We start from the raw sequence: 19686 nt of genomic DNA, 5'->3' as shown, positions 1-19686 counted from the left end.
ACAGGACACGTTCGACAGCCTTTCGCGGGGTTCGAGCCGGCCGAAGGGCGGTCGGCTGGCGCGGGCTCATCACGCCTTCGCGACGACCCGCATCGCGCAACCGGGATGCCGCGCCACGAGGTCGCGGCCCCGCCTCTCGCCGAGCACCATCGCCGTCGTCGAGAGGCCGTCCGCCAGGAGGCCGGTCGGCGCCGTCACCGTGACCGAGGCGAGGCTGCGCGGCGAGCGCCCGGTGGCGGGATCGAAGATGTGGTGGTCAGCATGGTCGGGCGAAAAGCTCGTGGCATAGTCCCCTGACGTCGCGGCAAAGCCCGAGAACGGCGCGATCACCTCGCGGATTCGGGCGGGCTCGCGCGGATCGGCGATGCCGAGCCGCCAGGGTACGCCGTCCGGATGCGCGCCCCGCGCGCCGAATTCGCCGGTGTCGACGAAGGCGTTGGCGATGCCGCGAGCCTCCAGCACCGCCATGACCCGGTCGGCGGCGAAGCCCTGGACGATTCCGTTCAGGGTGAGCCCCATCCCGGCGGGCAACCGGATCGCGTCGTCGGCGATCCTGACGCGGGTCCAGCCGACCCGGGCGAGCGTCTCGCGGAGCGCCGCCGCATCCGGGCGCCCGCCGCGGGCGGCGGCTTCCGCCCACAGGGTCCAGAGGGGCTGCACGGTCGGGTCGAAGGCGCCGCCGGTCTCGGCTGCGAGGTCGAGGGCGAAGCGCAAGAGGGCGAGGAGAAGCGGGTCGGGCCGCTGCAGCACGCCGTCCCGGTTGAGGCGCGAGAGGGCACTGTCCGCCCGGAACAGGCTCGCGGCGGCCTCGACGGCCCGGATCGCGCGGAACGCCTCCGTCAGCGCGGCCTCGGCCTCGGGTGCTTCCGCGGCGGCGACCGTGAGCGAGACGGTGGTGCCGAAGGCGAGGCCGGCGCCGGTGCGGGCCGCCAGCCCGCGGGCGCGGGCGAGCGTCCGGAAGGCGCCGGCGCCGAGGCTTGCGGCCGCGATGGCGCCCGCCGCACCGAGGAGCAGCCTGCGCCGCGGGAGGAAACGCCGCGCCGTCATTCCGCCGCCACCGGTTGAGGGATGATCCGCCGCCCGCGCTTGCGTGCCAGTACCTGCGGGACGCACTGACCCGGATCGTGGATGATCGTCACGCAGTCCATGCACTGGAAGCACTCGGCGTAGTCGACCCGCCCCGTGGGCTCGATGGCGCCGTAGCGGCAGCGCACCTTGCAGAGCTGGCAGGGGCTGCCGCACTCGGACCGCCGCGGGATCCAGTCGAGGAGGCGCAGGCGCCCGCCGAGGGCGAGGCTCGCCCCGAGCGGGCAGAGGTAGCGACAGAATCCCTTGTAGACGAAGAGGTTGAGGAGGATCAGCCCGGCCGCGTAGGCGACGAACGGCCAGGAGCGGACGAAATACAGGGTGATCGCGGTCTTGAACGGCTCGATCTCGGCGAAGCTGTCGGTCAGCGGCGAGGAGAGCGCCGCGGCGCCGAGGATCGCGGCAAGCAGCCCGTACTTCACGAGCCGCAGGCCCCGGTCGAGGGCGGGCGGCACTGCGACCTGCCGCAGCCCGAGGCGCTTGGCCGGCCAGGCTGCGAGCTCCTGCAGGGCGCCGAAGGGGCAAAGCCAGCCACAGAAGGTGCCCCGCCCCCACACGACGAGGCTCGCCAGCGCGAAGGCCCAGAGGAGGAGCGAGGGCGGATCGTAGAGGAGGAAGCTCAAGTCTCCGCTGCCGACGGCCGCCCGCACGAGCCCGACCAGGGTCACGATCGAGAGCTGCGCCTGCGCGTACCAGCCGATGAACAGGAGGGTGAAGGCCAGGAAGGCGAGGCGGAAGGGTTCGAACCGGCGCTGGTCGGCGACGAGGCCCCGCTGGCGCACCAGCACCGGGATGAGGAGGCCGAGCGAGGCCGCGATGGCGCCGAGCTCCCAGCCGCGTGCCGCCCAGGAATCGGCCCAGCTCGGCCCCGCATCCGGCTTCTCGCGGGTGAAGAGGGTGTCCGGCAGGGCGTAGCCGATCGCGAAGTCGCGCGAGACCTTCTCGGTGAGGATCTGTCCGCGCTCGCGGACGATCCTCTCGGACAGCGTCCAGGGCCGGCTCGGGTCGAAACCGGCCTGGGAGGCGATCTTCAGGATGGTCCAGGGGCCCTCGGGCAGGCCCGCCATGCCGGCGCCGCGGCGCTCGATCGCCATGTCGCGGGCGTTGATGACGAGGCCCTCCTGCTGGATCGCGATCCGGTCGGGGATCGAGCCCATCACGAAATCCTCGCCGAGCGGGTTGAGGGGCCCGGCGCTGACGACGAGCACGGCGTGGTCGCCGGGGCCCAACTCCCGCATCAGCGCGGAAAAGCGGTTCTCGCCGAGGAGGTTGCGGCCGATCGTGGGGACGTTGAGGTAGGCGATCACGAGATCGGTGAGGGGCGCGTCCGGCGGCCCTTCGGCCCGTCCCTCGACGCTCGTGCCCCGGAAGGCGGCCTCGGCCTCGCCGTTCGTCACGACGAAACGCCTCGCGTAGCCCTGCGCGATGAGATCATCAAACGTCATCGGCGCGTAGATCGCGATCTTCGCCTCGACCTTCAGGCCGACATTGGCGGCGGCCCCGAATCCGAGCTTCCGGCGCGCCACGGCGAGGGAGGCGTTGAGGATCGACTCGTTGATCACCCGGGTCGAGGCGGTCGCCATCGAGATCCCGTCGACGACCGATTGGGGCGCCGCCCCGTTCGCCCGCGCGTTCGCGCGGCCCACCCGGATCGCGCGGCGGGCGGAGAGGCCGACATACTGCTCGACGAAGGCGAAGAGCGGCTCCGAGCCCAATCCTTCGAGGAAGACGGGCTCGTGGTGGGAGAGCACCTTCACGTCCCGGAAGCTGCCGTCCGGCGCCAGCGCCACGAGGAGGTTCGGCGGGGTTCCCCCGAAGCCGGGAATGGGCGCGAGGTCGATCGATTCGAAGGCGTAGGCGAAGACCTCGTAGGACCCGGCCTCCTGCTTCAGGATCGGCCAGACCGGCACCGTATCGTCCCGCTCGCCGACGACGAGCGGCGCGGGGAAGAAGCGCTCGATCCCGGCCCGGTCGAGGCTGCCGGCGCGGGCGGGGAGGGCGAGGAGGAGGAGGCCGAGGAAGGCGAGCCACGCCGGATGAAGCCCCCGACGGGCTCCCTCTCCCGTTCGGGAGAGGGTCGGGGTGAGGGGGCGACCTCTCCGGAAAGTCCTGATCCCTCACCCGGTCCGCAGACGCGGACTCGACCTCTCCCGAACGGGAGAGGTGAGGGCCGCACCCGATCGCGCGACGGCGCCGGAAATCCTGCCCTCACGGCACCGCGCCCGCGGAGCGGTCGGTCCCGCTGGGGCGCACGGCCGCGCCCCAGGGGAAGCGGCCGACCTTGATGCTCTTGATCGCCTTCTGGGTGGCGACGTCGATCACCGTGACGTCGCCCGAGACGCCGTTCGTCGTCAGCATCCGGCTCTCGTCCGGCAGCAGGGCGAGGTGCCAGACCCGGCGCCCGACGAGGATGTAGTTCACGACCTTGTAGGTCTTGGCGTCGACCACGGCGACGCGATCCGAGGGGCCGAGCGCCACGAACGCGAAGCGCCCGTCCCGCGTCAGGGCGATCCCGACCGGCTGGATGCGGTCGCCCGCGATGCCCTTGATCTCGAAGCGGATCGTCTCGATCACCTGCCGGGTCGCCACGTCGATCACCGCGACGCTGCCGCCGATCTCGGAGGAGACCCAGAGTCGGCGGCCGTCGCGGCTGAACTCCGCGTGGCGCGGGCGCTGCTCGACGGCGGTCGCGTCCACCGCCTTCAGGCTCGGCACGTCGATCCAGTGGACCATGTTGGTGGTCTCGGAGGTGGTGACCGCGATCCGGCCGTCCGGGCTCACCGCCATGCCCTCGGGCTCGATGCCCACGTCGATCTGGGCCAGCACCTTGCGGCTCTCGGCGTCGACCACCGTCGTCGTGGCGTTCTCCTCGTTGGCGATGAACAGCGTCCGGTCGTCGGGGGCCAGCGCGAACTGCTCCGGGTCCTCGCCGGAGGGCAGGTTGTGCAGGAGCCGGCCCGTCTCCGGATCGATCACCTGCACGGCGTCGGAATCGCTCGCGCAGACGTAGAGACGCCGCCCGTCCCGCGAGAAGGTGACGCCGCGCGGGCGCCGTCCCACCGGGAAGGTGCGCACCACCTCGAGGCTCGTCCCGTCGATCACCGAGACGGTGTTGTCCCGCTCGTTCGAGACGAAGATCTCTTCCGCCGCAACCGGGGTCGCGACCAGCAGCGCGAGGAGGCAGAGCCGGATCATGCGCAATCTCCCGAGGTTCATCCGGCGCGTCCCCGAAGGCCCGGCAGGCGCTCTCGGGCTCGTCGAGGCCGAGCGTGTCGAGCTCGGTGCGCTTGTGCAGGAAGCCCTCCACGGGAGCCGTCGCGACGACCGCTCCCGGCCAGAGCAGGAAGAGGGGCTGCCGGAGCTGCCCGTTCCAGGGGCGGAAGCTCAAGGAGCGTCCCTTGAAGCCGCCGACCTCGAAGCGAGGCGAGAGCATCAGGGCCTGGATCGCGGCCGGATCGAGGCTCTTGAGCTTCGCGGCCGCGGTGCCGACCGCGTGGACGGCGAGCCATCCCGCGTAGTCGATGGGCCGCATCGCCCGGCCGGCGAGCTTGCGGAAGCGAACCTGCAGCTGCACCCCGGCCCAGGCCTCAACGGGCCGGCCCCAGGCGGCGGGGGAGAGCCCCTGCGTGCCGACGACGGGCCGCGGCGCGGCGGTGTTGTAGACGAGGTTCGTGCCGAAGGCGCCCGCCTCGTCGGCCACCGCCACGACGTCGTGGTCGGCTCCCCGCGTGACGAGGGCGAATTCGCGGAGCGCCGAGTCGCGGATGTCGGCCCCGTGCACGTCGAAGCGCGCCTCGCCGACGATCCGCGCCCCGAACTTGCGGGCACTGGCCTTGAGCGCGTCGGCATAGAGCGCGTCGGCCGGCTCCGTCCCCGAGACGAGGAGGATGCGGCCCCAGCGCTTGAAGACGAGGAACTGCACGAGCGCGTCGGCCAGCATGGCGCGGGACGGCAGCACGTGCAGGAGCCGCGCCCGGCAATCGCGGTCGCGCAGGCGCGTGTCGGGGGCACCGACGTTGAGGAAGACCGTGTCCTTCGCCTCGGGAAGGTCGGCAAGCGCCAGCACGTCCTCGGCCGGGGCGTTCACCACGACGAAGCGGGGGGCGCCGAGCTTGCCGAACGCCTCCGCCAGGTCCGCGCCGGGCTCGACGAGCGTGCGCGTCAGCGTGAAGGACAAGCCGAGGAAGCGCCCCGTCGCGTTCGAGTCCGCCAGGCCCAGTTCCGCCCCGGCCGCGCCCTCGTCGTCGGGGATCGGGTCCTCGTTGTTGAGCGGGCTCGGGCGCTCGACGCGCCGCTCCAGGTAGCGGATCGCCAGCGGCGCCTCGGCGGCGGCGGCAAAACCGGGGAGAAGAAGCCCGGCCAGGAGGGCGAGGCATAGGGCGAGGCATAGGGCGAGGCATGCGGCGACCCGTGCGGAAGCGGCGTGCCGTCCCGTCGCGCCGTGCCCGCGCTCACCTTCAGCCCGCATCGCGGCCGATCTCGCTTCCACCCTGGATCGTCTGTTGTCGGACGACGATAGGGGGCAAGAGCACCCGGCCGATATTGGACCAAGGTGCACAAGGTCGGAGACCTGAAGCTGTACCAAAGCACAATGGGTTCGGCGTGGGGGGCTTGCTACCGTCCTTCTCAAGATCAGGAGGAAACGGTATGCGGAAGGTCTCCCGGCTCGCGGGGAGCGCGACGCTCGCGCTCGGTCTCGTCCTCTCGGCCCAGCACGTGCTCGCCCATGGCGACGTCCAGCCCCAGCCCGTCGACACCACCGGCCTCGAACCCCTCGGCGACGAGTGGCGCAGCGAGAATCCCTATCGCGGCAACGCCAAGGCCGTCGCGATCGGCGATTCCGGCTACAATCAGAACTGCGCCCGCTGCCACGGCCTCCAGGTGATCTCGGGCGGCCTCGCGCCGGATCTGCGCTACCTGGAGAAGGGCCAGGAGGGCGACACCTGGTTCCAGGAACGCGTGCGCCACGGCGCCCTGATCAACGGCGTCACCAAGATGCCGGCCTTCGAGGGCGTGCTCTCGCAGGAAGCCCTCTGGGCGATCCGCAGCTACCTCGAATCGAAGCACGAGGAGTAGGATGCGGCTCACGCTCCGCGCCCTCGCGCTCTCGGGTCTCGCGCTCCTCGCGGCCGGGGCGGCCGACGCCCGGCCCCTCGACGAGGTCGTGGCCTCCGGCACCCTGCGGGTCGCGCTCTACGGCGACAACGCGCCCTTCTCGGAGGAGCGGGCCGGCAAGCCGCGGGGCATCGACGTCGATCTCGCGCGCGCCATCGCCGAGAAGCTCGGCGTGCGCCTCGACCTCAGGATCGTGGACGCGGGCGAGAACGTCGATGGCGATTTCCGCCTCAACCTGTGGAAGGGCGACCTCGCGGGCAGCCCGCTCGCGGACCTGATGCTTCACGTCCCCCACGACAGGATGCTCGCCACCCGCAACGAGCAGATCTTCCTGACGAACCCCTACTACGACCAGCACCTCGCCTTCGCCTACCGCAGGGACAAGGTCGAGGGATTGCGGGCGCTCGGCGACATCGAGGGACATTCGGTGGCCGTCGAGGGAGCGAGCGCCTCAGACCTCCAGCTGCTGACGGCCGAGGGCGGGCGCCACCGCGGCGCGCTCAAGCATTTCCGTAGCTTCGACGAGGCCGCCAAGGCGTATCTCGCCGGCGAGGCGCCGATCCTGGCCGGCACCCGCTCCTCGATCGAGGCGGCGCTCCACGCGGGCGGGGCCGCGCGGGACGAGAACCCGGTCGTCGAGATCGCGATCCCCGGCATGGTGAAGGCGCATTGGGACCTCGGCGGCGCCGTGCGCACCGATTCCCGCGACCTCGCCTACGCGATCGGCGACGCGATCACGGCGCTCACCGCGGAGGGACGGCTGAAGGCGATCTGCGAGACCTACGGCGTCAGCTTCACGGCGCCGAAGGGCTACTAGGCCGCGGGCCGGCCCTCCCCGGAATGGGCGGGATGATCTGATGAGGTGGCCTCCTGCCCAAGTCCTTGGGCCGGGCGGGTCAGGTTTTGTCCTGTCGCGAGCCGCCGAAACCTGAGAAAGATCTGAGAACTTTCGACTAATGGCCAATAAGAGCCCGCCTCGCGCCGCTCTACGCTCGGGCACAAGGGGCTCCTTCGAATCGGGGAGCGAGGCCCTGACGGCGCCCGGGAACCGGGGCCGCGCGACCATAACGGAGGAAACGCCATGAGGGTACGCAAGGAATTCCTGGGCGCGGCGGGGGCGCTCGCGCTCATCGCCGGCACGGCCGGCCTGTCGGCGCGGGCCGAGGGCGTCAGCGATCAGGACATCCTGAACGACGCCAAGACCACCCAGGACGTCGTCACCTACGGCCTCGGCCCGGAGGCCCAGCGCTACAGCCCGCTGAAGACGATCAACCGCGACACCATCAAGGGCCTCGTTCCCGCCTACTCGTTCTCCTTCGGCGGCGAGAAGCAGCGCGGCCAGGAGAGCCAGGCGCTCGTCAAGGACGGCGTCATCTACGTCACCGGCTCCTACTCGCGCCTCTACGCGATCAATTCCCGCACCGGCGAGAAGATCTGGGAATACGCCGCGCGCCTGCCCGAGGGCATCCTGCCCTGCTGCGACGTCGTGAACCGCGGTGCGGCCCTCTACAAGGACAAGGTGATCTTCGGCACCCTCGACGCCAAGCTCGTGGCGCTCGACCAGAAGACCGGCAAGGTCGTCTGGAAGAAGGACATCGACGATTTCAAGGCCGGCTACAGCTACACGGCCGCCCCGATCATCGTGAAGGGCAAGGTCATCACCGGCGTGTCGGGCGGCGAGTTCGGCATCGTCGGCCGGGTCGAGGCGCGCGACGCCGAGACGGGCGAGCTCGTCTGGCAGCGCCCGGTCATCGAGGGCCATATGGGCACCCTCAACGGCAAGCCCTCGACCATGACAGGCAAGGTCAACGAGACCTGGCCGGGCGACATGTGGAAGTTCGGCGGCGGCGCCACCTGGCTCGGCGGCACCTACGACCCGGGCACGAACCTGATCTACTTCGGCACCGGCAACCCGGGCCCGTGGAACTCGGCGCTGCGGCCCGGCGACAACAAGTGGTCGGCCTCGCGCATCGCGCTCAACCCGGAGAACGGCGAGATCGTCTGGGGCTTCCAGACCACGCCGCACGACGGCTGGGACTTCGACGGCGTGAACGAGTTCGTGCCCTTCGACATGCAGAAGGACGGCAAGACCGTGAAGGCCGGCGCCACCGCCGACCGCAACGGCTTCTTCTACGTGCTCGACCGGACGAACGGGAAGTTCATCTCGGCCTCGCCTTTCGTCGCCAAGATCAACTGGGCCAAGGGCATCGATAAGGACGGTCGCCCGATCTACGACGACGCGTTCCGCCCCGGCGATCCGACGAAGTCCGAGGACGGCAAGAAGGGCAAGACCGTGTTCGCGGTGCCGAGCTTCCTCGGCGGCAAAAACTGGATGCCGATCGGCTACAGCCCGGACACCAAGCTGTTCTACGTCCCCTCGAACGAGTGGGGCATGGACATCTGGAATGAGCCGGTGAACTACAAGAAGGGCGCCGCCTATCTCGGCGCCGGCTTCACCATCAAGCCGATCTTCGACACCCATATCGGCTCGCTCAAGGCCATCGACCCGACGAACGGCAAGGTCGTCTGGGAATACAAGAACAAGGCGCCGCTCTGGGCGGGCGTCCTCACCACCGCGGGGAACCTCGTCTTCACGGGCACGCCCGAGGGCTTCCTCAAGGCCTTCGACGCCAAGACCGGCGAGGAAGTCTGGAAGTTCCAGGTCGGCACCGGCGTCGTCGCCTCGCCGATCACCTGGGAGCAGGACGGCGAGCAATGGGTCGGCGTCGCGGCGGGCTGGGGCGGCGCGGTCCCGCTCTGGGGCGGCGAGGTGGCGAAATCCACCGCCGGCATCAACCAGGGCGGCAGCTTCTGGGCCTTCAAGCTGCCGAAGACCCTGGCCTCCCGCTGAGGTGAGTCCCCGCCGCCTTACGGCGGCGGGTTCTCCGGGACCTCGGGAGCCGGGGCGGTTTTCTCAACGCCCGTCCAGGCACCCGGGGTCGCCGGATCCGACCCAGACCGATCTCCTGGACCGTGATCGTCCGGGTTCCGGTCCCGATCCGGGTCCGTCTGCGAGGGAGGAAGCGAGTTGGACCGGGGCGCGGGATCGTGGGACAACGGGGCTCCCGCTGAGGACGGTGCGGGAGGGGCACCAATGCAACTCTTGATCGTCGATGACCACCCGCTGTTCCGGGATGCCCTCGCGAGCGCGATCCGCCTCGCCTACCCGGACGCGGTGCTCCACGAGGCCCACGGCATCGCCAGCGCCTGCGCCGTGCTTGCCGCCAACCGCGGCATCGACCTCACCCTCCTCGACCTCTCCATGCAGGGGGTGGCGGGCTTCGACGGCCTCGTCACCATCCGCACCCGCTTCCCCCGCGTGCCGATCCTCATCGTCTCGGGCCACGAGGATCCGCGCATCATGCGCGAGGCGCTCCAGCACGGGGCGGCGGGCTACGTGCCGAAGGCGGTCGACAAATCGACGCTGACGCGGGCGATCTCCGACGTGCTGAGCGGGGCGCTGGCGATCCCGCCGGAGCTCGCCCAGGCGGCGAGCGCCCCGGTCTCGGCCACGGGTCGGGGCAAGGCACCCCTCGCCGAGCGTGTGGCCCGCCTCACCCCGCAGCAATTGCGGGTCCTGATGATGATCCGGCAGGGCAAGCTCAACAAGCAGATCGCCCACGAGCTGCAGGTCGGCGACTCGACCGTGAAGGCCCACGTCTCCGAGATCCTGCGCAAGCTCGAGGTGATCAGCCGCACGCAGATCGTGATCGAGACCGCGCTCCTCGATTTCGAGCAGATCCACAACACGCATCCGGGCTGAGGCCGGGCGTCCCGCGAAAACATCGAACAATCTTGCGTCGACGGTGAACCGACCGGCGGGGTGGCGCGACCAACGGATGTCGGGGCCGCGATGGACGGCCCGGACGGTCTTCCGAAGGATCCCCGCCATGGCCCGCTCCGCCCTCCTGCCGATCGCCCTCTCCGCCCTTGTCCTCGCCGGCCTCGGCGGCGGCGCCCGGGCCGACCAGTTCAAGATCGCGCCCTGCGCCCTCTCCGGCACCTGCTTCGGGCCGAAGAAGGCCCCTCCGATCAAGGTCATCCCTGGCCTCGGCGTGAAGAAGCCGGGCGGCTACGGCTACGGCTACGGCTACGGGCCGGGCTGGGGCTACGGCGCCGCCGCGCTCGCGGGCGGCCTCGCCCTCGGCGCCATCGCGGCGAGCGCCGCCGAGGCCGGCTCCTGCACCATCGAGCGGCAGCGCGTCGAGGACGAGGAGGGCAACGTCTACGTCCGCCGGGTCCGCGTCTGCGAGTGAGACCCCGTCTTCGCGCCGGTCCGCCGCGTCCAGGCGATGCCGTGGACCTGGCGGACCGCCTCATCTAAAGTCGAGCTTCCCCGCGGCCTCCGCGCATGCGGGGCTCGCCGAAGGGGCCATCCTGCCATGCGGGAGCCGTTCGACACGCTGCCCTCCCGGGCCGGTCCGCTCGGCCGGCTCGCCGCCATCCTTCTCCTGCTCGCCGGCGGTCTCGCGCCGGCCGCGGCCCAGACCCGGCCCGGCGCCGTCCTCGACCGGGGCGTGCCCAGCCGCGGCGGCTACGGCGGCGGCCCGACGATCGGGCTGCCCGGCCTCATCGGCATCGTGCCGCGCCTGATCCCGCCGCCCCGCGCGGTGGTCGAGGAGGAGGACGAGCCGCCACCTCGCCGCCGCCCGGAGGCCGAGCGTCCGGCGCGGCGCCCCTCGCAGGTCCGCGCCGTTCCCGAATCCCGGCCGCCGCCCCCGCGCCGGCAGGCCGCCCCGGAGCCCGTGCGCAGGACGCCGAAACTCGCCCCGAAGCTCGTGACGAAGCCGCCCGGCCCGCCGCCGGCGCGGCCCGCACCGCGGCATGTGGCGGCGCCCGCGCCGGTCCAGGCCGCCTCCGCCGAGCCCGGCGAGGTCCCGGGCGAGGTGCTGTTCGCGCTCCGCCCCGGCGCCGGCGCGCTCCGGACGATCCTGACCCGCCAGCGGCTCGATCTCGTCTCCTCCGACACCTTCACGCTGGTGCCGGTGACGCTGCACCGCGCCCGCATCCGCGGCGGCCGGTCCGTGGGCTCGGTGGTCGCGGCGCTGGCGCAGGACCGCCAGGTCGAGACCGCGCAGGCCAACCACGCCTACAGCCTCGTCGGCGCGGCGCCGACCTTCGCGAGCGTCCAGTACGCCGCCGCCAAGCTCCGCCTCGACGAGGCCCACCGTGCGGCGACCGGGCGGGACGTGGCCGTCGCGGTGATCGATTCGGGCGTCGACGAGGCGCATCCGGCGCTCCTGGGCGCGGTCGCCGAGCGCTACGACGCGCTGGGCAAGGCCGGCCCCCCGCACCCGCACGGTACCGCGATCGCCGGCATTCTCGGGGCCCGGGCCCAGCTCGCGAGCGCCGCGCCCGAGGCGAGGCTCCTCGCCGCGCGGGCCTTCTCCGCGGAGACGGCCTCGGGCGCACAGGGCACCACGCTCCACATCCTGCGGAGCATCGACTGGGCGGCGCGGACGAAGGCGCGGGTCGTCAACATGAGCTTCGCCGGACCGCGCGACGAGGCGCTGGCCCGCTTCCTCGCGGCCGGGACGCGGGGCGGCACGGTCTACGTGGCGGCCGCCGGCAATGCCGGGCCCGACGCGCCGCCGCTCTACCCGGCGGCGGATCCGAACGTGATCGCGGTGACGGCGACGGATGCCGAGGACCGGCTGTTTCCCGCCGCCAACCGGGGTGCCCATGTCTGCGTCGCCGCGCCCGGCGTCGAGGTCCTGGTGGCCGCACCCGCCGGCGCCTATGGCTTCTCCTCCGGCACCTCGATGGCGGCGGCGCAGGTGAGCGGCATCGTCGCCCTGATGCTGCAGGCGCGGCCCGCGCTCTCACCCGGCGAGGTCCGCAGCGCCCTGGCCCGCGGCGCCCGCGACCTCGGTGCGCCGGGACCGGATCCCGAATTCGGCGCTGGCTTCGCCGATGCGGAGAACGTCCTGCGGGCGCTGCCCGCGCCCGAGGTCGCGGCGCAGCAGGCCTCCGGCGGCATGAGCGCGACCCCGGCCCGCGATCCGGGCCAGGAAAGCCCGTGACGGCCGGGCGGAATCGCGCGCCGGCCGGTGAACCGGAGGCCGGCCTCGCGCGACGAACCGGGGAGCACGGATGAGGGACATGCCGGACGCGGACCTCGTCGCGCGCATCGCCAAGGGCGACCGCGCCGCGATGCAGGCCCTCTACGCCCGCCACGCCACCGCCGTGTACCGGTTCCTGGTGCGCCTCCTCCGGGATGCGAGCCGCGCGGAGGATCTCGTGAGCGACGTGTTCTTCGATGTCTGGCAGCAGGCCGGCCGCTACGAGGGCCGGGCCAGCGTCACGACCTGGCTCCTGTCGATCGCCCGCTTCAAGGCGCTCTCGGCCCTGCGCCGCAGGTCGCATGCGGAATGGGAGCCGGAGGTGGCCGAGGCCGTGCCCGACGAGGCCGACACGCCCGAGACCGTCCTGCAGAAGGCCGGCAAGGCGGAGGCCCTGCGCCGCTGCATCGCTGCGCTCTCGGCCGAGCATCGGGGCGTGGTCGATCTCGTCTACTATCACGAGCTCTCCGTCGAGGAGGTCGCGCAGGTCCTCGCGATCCCGGCCGGCACCGTGAAGACCCGCCTGTTCCACGCGCGCAAGCGCCTGTCCGAACTCCTGCTCGCCGCCGGCATCGACCGCGGCTGGCCGTGAGGTGAGACCCCGATGATGCCTCCGCGCACGCCTCCCGGCGAACCCGACGATCTCGACCTCATCCTGCCCTGGCGGGCGACGGGCCGCCTCGGCCCGGCGGAGGCCGAGCGCGTCGAGGCGGCGCTCGCGCGCGACCCCGACCTCGCCCGGCGCCTCGCCCTGGCCGAGGCCGAGCGGGCCGGGACCGTCGCGGTCAACGAGGCGCTGGGCCATCCCACGGGCGCGGCCCGCGACGCGCTCTTCGCCCGCATCGACGCGGATCTCGCGGCGGATGCGCGGGCCGGCTCCCGCGGCTGGATCGCCCGCCTCGGCGAGGCGCTCGCCGCCCTGTCGCCGCCGGCGCTGGCCGGTCTCGGGCTCGCGGCCTGCCTCGTGATCCTGGCCCAGGTCGGCCTCCTGGCGGGCGCGATGCTGCGGGCCCCGACGGGCCCCGCCTACGAGACTGCCTCGCAGGGCGGCGCGGGCGCGGCGGGTGCCGGCACCTTCGCCCTCGTCGCCTTCGCGCCCGCGGCCACAGCCGCGCAGATCGCGGATGGCCTGCGGGAGGTCGGCGCCGTCATCGTGGACGGGCCCCGGCCCGGGGGCCTCTACCGCCTGCGCCTCGCCTCCGAACCGGTTTCCCCCGCGGCCGCCGAGGCAATCCTCGGCAAGCTGCGGGCGAGGCCCGGCCTCGTCCAGTTCGCGGCGCCCGAGGCCGCTCCCGGCCCCTAAGCGCGAGGCGGGGTGCGGCCCGGCTCGCCCGTACGGGATACACACAGCGTTAACCCAATCTTAACCGCCCGATTGCCGGCGGGCCCGGGGCGTGAGACGTTCGTTAAGGAAAGCTTAACGAATTGGGCGCGGCGATGCGGTTCGCAGGTTCGAAGCGGCGGGTTTCGGTGTCGGCCCGTCACGGGCTGAGAAGTGCGCTCGCGGGGCTCGCGCTTGCCGCCCTCGCCGCGCCGGTGGGCGCCCAGACCTACGCGGCGCTGCCGGCGGTGCCGAGCGCGGCGACCGTCTCCGGCGAGGCCCGGCCGATCTCCGCCTGGGTCACCTTCTGCCAGAGCTACGCGGCCGAGTGCGCGGTCGACCGCAGCGAGCCCGCCACCATCACCCTGACGCCCGCGATCTGGAACACTGTCATCTCGGTCAACCGCCGGGTGAACAAGGCGGTGCGGGCCATGACCGACATGGATCATCTCAACGTCCCCGACCGCTGGGACATGGCCGAGGACGGGATCGGCGATTGCGAGGATTTCCAGCTCCTCAAGCGCCACATGCTCGCCGAGGCCGGCCTGCCGCGCCGGGCCATGCGGATGACCGTCGTGATCGACGAGAAGGGCGAGGGCCACGCGGTGCTGACGCTGATCACCGACCGGGGCGACTTCATCCTCGACAACAAGACGAATGCGGTCCTGCCGTGGCGCCAGACGGGCTACGCCTTCATCAAGCGCGAGAGCCAGGACGCGGTCGCCTGGGTCTCGATCGGCCGCGCGCCGTCCCCGACCACGACGGCCAACCGTTAGGGGCGCGTCCCGAAGCGGGACGGCAGGGCGGAGGGATTCTTCAATCTTCGTCAAGCACGCTGCGCGAGGCTGGCCCCTGACCCGGAGCCGCCCCGCATGACGAAACGCCGCCTCGCCGTCCGGATGCTGGGGGGCTGCTTGTCATGTCCGCGCATCCGGCGCTCGCCGGCCAAGCCGCGGACCTCCATCAGGCGTGGCAGGGCTGCCTTCGGCGCAGCTTCACCCTCCAGGCCGCTCTCTCGAGCCGCGATCTCGCCGCGGACTCGGCGCTCCGGGCCTGCCGGGACGCCGAGACGGCCTACCTGTCCGCCCTGAGCGTCTCGCCGCTCCTCGACGGCGATGACGTGTCCCGCGTGCGCCCCGCCCTCATCCTGCGGGCCAGAGGCTGGCTCCTTCGCCGGAACGGCGCCCGCGTCCTGTGAACCGGTCGGTCGCGGCCGGTCAGGCCGCCACGGTGGCCTTGCGGCTCGCGCGCTTGCCGCTGCCGCCATTGGCCGGACGGCGACGCTCCTCGCCCGGTGCGGGGTGCGGCTCGGCCGGCGTCGCCGCTGCCGCATTGTCCGTCCCCAGCCGGCCCGGCTGACCGAGACCCAGACTCTTGGCGAGGGCGGAGCGCTGCGCCGAGTAGTTTGCGGAGGTGGTCGGGTAATCGGCGGGCAGGCCGTAGCGCTCGCGGTAGCTGTGCGGGTCGAGCCCGTGCTTGGTCAGGTGGCGCTTCAGCGTCTTGTAGGATTTGCCGTCGATGAAGCTGATCAGTCCGTCCGGACGGATCGACTTGCGGACCTGAGCGGTGCTCGGCTTCTCCACGACGTCGGCCTCCGTCTGGACCGGTCCGTTGGCGAGGCTCTTCAGTGCGTCGTGGACGCTGGTGATGAGAGCCGGGAGATCGGCAGTCGGGACGGAATTGTTCGACACGTAGGCGGAGACGACATCGACAGTGCGTTCGATGTCGACACTGTGCGGTGCTGTTGCAACCTCTGACATTTTCAGAATCCTCAACGCTGAATCCCCACCGCGACGCAAGTTATGACGATACGCGCGGAACGCAAGGACAAATGTGTAGCTGTTTGCTGGACAAACACCGAATTAGCATGAATTCACTCAGCGCATGCTCGAAACGAGTCCGGCAAATGTCTCGGATGCATGCTGCGAACGCTGCCCACTTCATGAGCGAATGTTGTGCTTCGTACGGTGGGATGCGCCGAGAGAGGTGATTAGTGTCCGGAAAAATTTGAAATCCCGCCGCCGCGGAGGCAATGCGGGCGCAGCGGCTGCCCGATCATCACCGCGCGGGTCGCGCGCTCCGCCCGAAAGCGTACGAACCGTGCTGGGCACCTCGGGACGAACGAGTCGGCGGCTCGCCGAGCGATATCCAAAACTTCTCAGATCGTCGATAGATCTCAAGATGACATAGAGCATATTATCGTCATTGAACCAGTTCACATTTTTGTGATCGGCATTAAATAGAAACTTTTCACGTCATTTTCAATGAATGCTGACCGATACAAGCACAAGGTGAAACGCCTCGCGCCGCGGTTCGGTCGCATCGCGACCGGAATGCGCCCGGCGTCCGCGATCGACATGCTTTTTGGGCGCGAATGCATTTTCGAAGCGACGATCACCTCTCGGAGGACACGCCGTACGCTGCCAGTGATGTGCGGCGGTCGTCTCTGCCCGAGCGGAGGCAACCAAGAATTAAATCACCGGTTGTGTTCGCGCGCCTTCACAAGCCGCGCATTCCCGCGTGCGCCGGGCGCCACGAGGTAGACCCATGAGAAAGTCCGTCGCCGCCAGCGCGCTCGCCCTTCTGATCGCCGCGCCGGTGCTCGTCACGCCGGCCCTGTCGCAGGGCCGCGATCCGCAGAGCTCGTCCGCCGCCTCCGGCAACGCCGAGGAGAACAACAAGCCGACCTCGAACAGCGCCGGCGGCGGCGGCGGCAGCGGCCGCTGAGGGACCGCGACGGCGGCCCGTGCCGCGGTTCGCCCCGCGGCACGGCCGGGATCCGTCGGACCGGCGTCAGGAAAAGGTCTTGCGCGGGTCGAAGGCGTCGCGCACCGCCTCGCCGGCGAAGATCAGGAGGCTCAGCATCGTCGCCACGACGGCGAAGCCCGTGAGCCCGAGCCAGGGCGCCTGGATGTTGTCCTTGCCCTGGGCGAGCAGCTCCCCGAGGGAGGGCGAGCCCGGCGGCAGGCCGAATCCGAGGAAGTCGAGCGAGGTCAGTGTCGTGATCGAGCCGTTCAGGATGAACGGCAGGAAGGTCAGCGTCGCCACCATCGCGTTCGGCAGGAGGTGCACGGCCATGATGCGCAGGTTCGAGAGGCCGAGGGCGCGAGCCGCCCGCACGTACTCGAAATTGCGGGCGCGCAGGAATTCGGCCCGCACCACGCCGACGAGCGCGACCCACGAGAACAGCAGCAGGATGCCGAGCAGCACGAAGAAGCCCGGTGCGATGAAGGCCGAGATGATGATGATGAGGTACAGGGTCGGTATGCCGCTCCAGACCTCGATGAAGCGCTGGAAGGCGAGATCGACCCAGCCGCCGAAATAGCCCTGCACGGCGCCCGCCACCACGCCGATCACCGACGAGATCAGGGCGAGGACCAGCCCGAACAGCACCGAGATCCGGAACCCGTAGATGATCCGCGCCAGCACGTCGCGCGTGGTGTTGTCGGTGCCGAGCCAGTGCCACTCGATGTCCCGGCACCCCGTGCCGCCCGTCCTCTTGGCGACGGGACGGCACTGCTCGTCGGTGAGCATCCAGGTGGGCGGCGAGGGCGAGGGCGTCGGCAGGCCGGTGAGGATCGTGTCGTAGGAATACGGGATCGGCGGCCAGACCGCCCAGCCGTTCTCGGCGATCTCCTTCCGGGTCTCCTGCGAGCGGTAGTCGGTCCGCGCGAGGAAGCCGCCGAACTTCTCGTCCGGATAGTCGATCAGGACGGGAAACAGGATCTCGCCCTTGTAGGAGACGACGATCGGCTTGTCGTTCGCGATCACCTCCGCGAACAGGCTGACGACGAACAGCGCGAGGAAGATGGCGAAGGACCAGAAGCCGAGGCGGTTGCGCCGGAAATTGGCGAGCCGCCGCCGGTTGAGGGGCGAGAGGCCGCGCCGGGTCACGGGCGCGGCGACGATGCCTTGAGCCCCCGGCACGGGCAGCGCGACGGCCTCGCCGGCCGGAGGCGGAGCGAGCTCGTTCACCGGCCGATCTCCCGAACCCCGGCCGCCATCAGTCGAGGCGCCTCGCCGTCCCGTCGATCTCGTTCGGGCGCACGGCGCCGCTGCGCTCTAGGTGCTTGCGCAGCAGCCGCACGTTGCGGCGGTTGGCCTTGAAGGCGGCGTCGAACAGGTCTCCCGCCAGCGGCACCACACCCACCGCCCCGTCGAAGGCGATGTTCAGCGCCATCCGGGCCAGCACCCAGCGCGGCACCCCGAGGCGCTTGGCCTCGAAGAGGATGTAGGACGAGAGCGCGACGCCCGCGATGTCGCCGATCACCGGCACGAGGCCGATCACCGCTTCGAGCCCGACCCGCCGGTTGACGCCGGGGATCAGGAAGGCCGAATCGAGAAGGTAGGCCAGCTTCTCCAGGCGGGCGAGGCTCGCCTCCCGGCTCGTGTCCGTGAAGCGGAAGGGCGGGCTGGCGCCGGGGCTCTGGCCGAAGGCCGTCCCGGGATCCCGGGGGAAGGCGCGGAAGGGCTCGGAGGTGCTCATGCGGCCTGATGTGGCCCCGCGCCCCGGCCGCGGCAAGACGCGCGGCAAGACGCACGGCAAGCCGCGCGCCCGCGCGATCCGTCGCGCGCGCTCTCACGCCGCCCTCCGGGCGAGGTGGCTCAGGCGGTCGAGGGCGGCGTCGATCGTCGCGTCGCTCTTGGCGAAGCAGAGACGCACGAGGTTGCGCACGGGATCCTCCGCGTAGAAGGCGCTGACCGGGATGGCGGCGACCCCGTGCCGGCGCACCAGGGTCTCGCAGAAGGCCGCGTCGTCGGCGACGCCGAGGGGCGCCACGTCGAGGTTGAGGAAGTAGGTCGCGGCACTCGGCAGCACGGTGAGGCCGAGGCCCTGCAATCCGTCCGCGAGGCGGTCGCGCGAGCGGGCGAAGTCCCGCCGCATGCCGGCGAAGTAGGCATCGTCCTTGGACAGCCCGTAGGCCACCGCCTCCTGCAGGTTCGGGGGCGTCGTGAAGGTGAGGTACTGGTGGGCCTTGGCGAGCACCCGCATCAAGGGCGGGGCCGCCATCACGAAGCCGACCTTCCAGCCCGTCAGGCTGAAGATCTTCCCGGCCGAGCCGATCTTCACCGTCCGCTCCCGCATGCCCGGCAGGGTGATCAGGGGGATGTGGGCGCGCCCATCGAAGACGACGTGCTCCCAGACCTCGTCGCAGATCGCGACCGCGTCGTGGCGGCGGCAGAAGCCCGCCAGCATCTCCAGGTCCGCGCGGGAGAACATCGTGGCGCTCGGGTTGAGCGGGTTGTTGAGGAGCACCACCCGGGTCCGCGGGCCGAAGGCCACGGCGAGCGAAGCCGCGTCGAGACCGAAGGCGGGCGGGCGCAGGGTCACGATGCGGGGCACGCCCCCGGCCCGTCGGACGAGCGGCAGGTAGGCGTCGTAGAGGGGCGCGAACAGCACCACCTCGTCGCCGGGCTCGATCAGCGCGAGGAGCGCCCCCGCCAGCGCCTCGGTGGCGCCCGAGGTCACCATCACCTCGGTCGCGGGATCGAGATCGAGCCCCTGGTGCCGGGCGTAATGGGCGGCGACGGCCTCCCGCAGGGCGGGCAGCCCCATCATCGGCGGGTACTGGTTGAAGCCCTCGACCAGGGCCTCGGCCCCGCGCGCGCGGATGTCGGCGGGGCCGGGATCGTCGGGGAAGCCCTGGCCGAGATTGATCGCCCCATGCTCGCGGGCGAGGCGCGACATCGTCTCGAAGACCGAGGTCTGAAGGTCGGCGAAGACGGGGTTCATGCCATCCTGGTCGGGCGTCGGGCGCAGCCCGGCGGGCGTCGGCCGCGGCCGGAAGCGGCTGCTCTAGCATGGGCGCGCGTGGCCGCGAAACGTGCGAAACGGCACGTCCTCGTCCCCTGAACCACCGACCGGGAGCCTTTGGCAACTGACGATTATTGACATTCATCAGCCGTGAGATACCTCTTGGGCACACGGCTGGAGCGGTGCTCTGCGGGGACGGAACTCCGCCCCCTCGTTCCGAACCCGCGAGGTACCGCTCCGGTCGTGGATCGGGCCGCCTGGATACGGGCGGCCCGCTTCGTGCGGCTCCGCGGGCGCCCCTCCGCCTCGCGGGCCGCCGAATGCGGCCCGGCCTGCCGCGGGCTCCC

The 19686-nt window shown here is 71.4% G+C and carries 18 protein-coding genes and 1 pseudogene; 11 read left to right on the top strand and 8 right to left on the bottom strand.

The window, feature by feature from the left end; all coding sequences use genetic code 11:
• Positions 1–69 precede the first annotated feature (69 nt).
• The 4 genes and pseudogenes from DK389_RS10715 to DK389_RS10700 form a co-directional block, all read right to left on the bottom strand.
• Positions 70–1047 (bottom strand): FAD:protein FMN transferase, encoded by a 978-nt coding sequence (locus DK389_RS10715; RefSeq protein ID WP_109889467.1) that lies wholly within the window; start codon positions 1045–1047, stop codon positions 70–72.
• Positions 1044–3200 (bottom strand): 4Fe-4S binding protein, encoded by a 2157-nt coding sequence (locus DK389_RS10710; protein WP_109889465.1) that lies wholly within the window; start codon positions 3198–3200, stop codon positions 1044–1046. Before DK389_RS10710 ends, DK389_RS10715 begins: the two co-directional genes overlap by 4 nt.
• 94 nt (positions 3201–3294) lie before the next feature.
• A complete protein-coding gene (locus DK389_RS10705) occupies positions 3295–4281 on the bottom strand; it encodes a YVTN family beta-propeller repeat protein (protein WP_109889464.1) in 987 nt (328 codons plus the stop codon).
• Positions 4282–4315: 34 nt separating this feature from the next.
• Positions 4316–5554, bottom strand: a pseudogene (locus tag DK389_RS10700) (ABC transporter substrate-binding protein); the annotation flags it as partial.
• A gap of 179 nt (positions 5555–5733) precedes the next feature.
• Between DK389_RS10700 and pedF the strand changes: the two are divergent.
• The 10 genes from pedF to DK389_RS10650 all read left to right on the top strand — a co-directional run bounded on the left by pedF (position 5734) and on the right by DK389_RS10650 (position 14782).
• On the top strand, positions 5734–6162 hold the full coding sequence (gene pedF, locus DK389_RS10695) for a cytochrome c-550 PedF (protein ID WP_109889462.1): 429 nt from the start codon (positions 5734–5736) through the stop codon (positions 6160–6162).
• A 1-nt stretch (position 6163) separates the two neighbouring features.
• On the top strand, positions 6164–7018 hold the full coding sequence (locus tag DK389_RS10690) for a substrate-binding periplasmic protein (RefSeq protein WP_109889460.1): 855 nt from the start codon (positions 6164–6166) through the stop codon (positions 7016–7018).
• Positions 7019–7282: 264 nt separating this feature from the next.
• Positions 7283–9052: a PQQ-dependent methanol/ethanol family dehydrogenase gene (locus tag DK389_RS10685; protein ID WP_109889458.1), complete on the top strand. Its 1770-nt coding sequence runs from the start codon at positions 7283–7285 to the stop codon at positions 9050–9052.
• Positions 9053–9295: 243 nt separating this feature from the next.
• On the top strand, positions 9296–9964 hold the full coding sequence (locus tag DK389_RS10680; protein WP_109889456.1) for a response regulator: 669 nt from the start codon (positions 9296–9298) through the stop codon (positions 9962–9964).
• Positions 9965–10091: 127 nt separating this feature from the next.
• Entirely contained in the window at positions 10092–10457 is a 366-nt protein-coding gene (locus DK389_RS34150) for a hypothetical protein (RefSeq protein WP_109889454.1), read from the top strand.
• A gap of 126 nt (positions 10458–10583) precedes the next feature.
• On the top strand, positions 10584–12224 hold the full coding sequence (locus DK389_RS10670) for a S8 family serine peptidase (protein WP_109889453.1): 1641 nt from the start codon (positions 10584–10586) through the stop codon (positions 12222–12224).
• A gap of 70 nt (positions 12225–12294) precedes the next feature.
• Positions 12295–12855, top strand: a complete 561-nt coding sequence (locus DK389_RS10665; protein WP_109889451.1) for a sigma-70 family RNA polymerase sigma factor — start codon at positions 12295–12297, stop codon at positions 12853–12855.
• A gap of 12 nt (positions 12856–12867) precedes the next feature.
• On the top strand, positions 12868–13566 hold the full coding sequence (locus tag DK389_RS10660) for a hypothetical protein (RefSeq protein WP_109889449.1): 699 nt from the start codon (positions 12868–12870) through the stop codon (positions 13564–13566).
• Between the two features lie 134 nt (positions 13567–13700).
• Positions 13701–14360 (top strand): transglutaminase-like cysteine peptidase, encoded by a 660-nt coding sequence (locus DK389_RS10655; protein ID WP_109896263.1) that lies wholly within the window; start codon positions 13701–13703, stop codon positions 14358–14360.
• 143 nt (positions 14361–14503) lie between these two features.
• A complete protein-coding gene (locus DK389_RS10650) occupies positions 14504–14782 on the top strand; it encodes a hypothetical protein (RefSeq protein ID WP_109889447.1) in 279 nt (92 codons plus the stop codon).
• Positions 14783–14801: 19 nt separating this feature from the next.
• Here the strand turns inward: DK389_RS10650 and DK389_RS10645 are convergent, their stop codons facing one another.
• Positions 14802–15344, bottom strand: a complete 543-nt coding sequence (locus tag DK389_RS10645; RefSeq protein ID WP_109889446.1) for a Ros/MucR family transcriptional regulator — start codon at positions 15342–15344, stop codon at positions 14802–14804.
• 787 nt (positions 15345–16131) lie between these two features.
• On the opposite strand from DK389_RS10645, the gene DK389_RS10640 reads away from it, so the two are divergent.
• On the top strand, positions 16132–16311 hold the full coding sequence (locus tag DK389_RS10640) for a hypothetical protein (RefSeq protein WP_109889445.1): 180 nt from the start codon (positions 16132–16134) through the stop codon (positions 16309–16311).
• 66 nt (positions 16312–16377) lie between these two features.
• On the opposite strand, the gene DK389_RS10635 is transcribed toward DK389_RS10640, so the two are convergent.
• The 3 genes from DK389_RS10635 to DK389_RS10625 all read right to left on the bottom strand — a co-directional run bounded on the left by DK389_RS10635 (position 16378) and on the right by DK389_RS10625 (position 19318).
• Positions 16378–17559, bottom strand: coding sequence for an ABC transporter permease (locus DK389_RS10635; protein ID WP_109889444.1), 1182 nt, complete (start codon positions 17557–17559; stop codon positions 16378–16380).
• 28 nt (positions 17560–17587) lie between these two features.
• On the bottom strand, positions 17588–18070 hold the full coding sequence (locus tag DK389_RS10630) for a DUF4112 domain-containing protein (RefSeq protein ID WP_109896261.1): 483 nt from the start codon (positions 18068–18070) through the stop codon (positions 17588–17590).
• A gap of 93 nt (positions 18071–18163) precedes the next feature.
• Entirely contained in the window at positions 18164–19318 is a 1155-nt protein-coding gene (locus tag DK389_RS10625) for an aminotransferase (RefSeq protein WP_109889443.1), read from the bottom strand.
• Between the last annotated feature and the right edge of the window lie 368 nt (positions 19319–19686).

The sequence above is a fragment of the Methylobacterium durans genome, assembly GCF_003173715.1.
Lineage (GTDB): Bacteria > Pseudomonadota > Alphaproteobacteria > Rhizobiales > Beijerinckiaceae > Methylobacterium > Methylobacterium durans.
This window is presented reverse-complemented; position numbering and strand designations above follow the sequence as displayed.

Coding starts and splice junctions, on each gene's coding strand:
- DK389_RS10715 (WP_109889467.1), bottom strand. CDS start 1,047: ATGACGGCGCGGCGTTTCCTCCCGCGGCGCAGGCTGCTCCTCGGTGCG.
- DK389_RS10705 (WP_109889464.1), bottom strand. CDS start 4,281: ATGATCCGGCTCTGCCTCCTCGCGCTGCTGGTCGCGACCCCGGTTGCG.
- pedF (WP_109889462.1), top strand. CDS start 5,734: ATGCGGAAGGTCTCCCGGCTCGCGGGGAGCGCGACGCTCGCGCTCGGT.
- DK389_RS10690 (WP_109889460.1), top strand. CDS start 6,164: ATGCGGCTCACGCTCCGCGCCCTCGCGCTCTCGGGTCTCGCGCTCCTC.
- DK389_RS10685 (WP_109889458.1), top strand. CDS start 7,283: ATGAGGGTACGCAAGGAATTCCTGGGCGCGGCGGGGGCGCTCGCGCTC.
- DK389_RS10680 (WP_109889456.1), top strand. CDS start 9,296: ATGCAACTCTTGATCGTCGATGACCACCCGCTGTTCCGGGATGCCCTC.
- DK389_RS34150 (WP_109889454.1), top strand. CDS start 10,092: ATGGCCCGCTCCGCCCTCCTGCCGATCGCCCTCTCCGCCCTTGTCCTC.
- DK389_RS10670 (WP_109889453.1), top strand. CDS start 10,584: ATGCGGGAGCCGTTCGACACGCTGCCCTCCCGGGCCGGTCCGCTCGGC.
- DK389_RS10665 (WP_109889451.1), top strand. CDS start 12,295: ATGAGGGACATGCCGGACGCGGACCTCGTCGCGCGCATCGCCAAGGGC.
- DK389_RS10660 (WP_109889449.1), top strand. CDS start 12,868: ATGATGCCTCCGCGCACGCCTCCCGGCGAACCCGACGATCTCGACCTC.
- DK389_RS10655 (WP_109896263.1), top strand. CDS start 13,701: ATGCGGTTCGCAGGTTCGAAGCGGCGGGTTTCGGTGTCGGCCCGTCAC.
- DK389_RS10650 (WP_109889447.1), top strand. CDS start 14,504: ATGTCCGCGCATCCGGCGCTCGCCGGCCAAGCCGCGGACCTCCATCAG.
- DK389_RS10645 (WP_109889446.1), bottom strand. CDS start 15,344: ATGTCAGAGGTTGCAACAGCACCGCACAGTGTCGACATCGAACGCACT.
- DK389_RS10640 (WP_109889445.1), top strand. CDS start 16,132: ATGAGAAAGTCCGTCGCCGCCAGCGCGCTCGCCCTTCTGATCGCCGCG.
- DK389_RS10630 (WP_109896261.1), bottom strand. CDS start 18,070: ATGAGCACCTCCGAGCCCTTCCGCGCCTTCCCCCGGGATCCCGGGACG.
- DK389_RS10625 (WP_109889443.1), bottom strand. CDS start 19,318: ATGAACCCCGTCTTCGCCGACCTTCAGACCTCGGTCTTCGAGACGATG.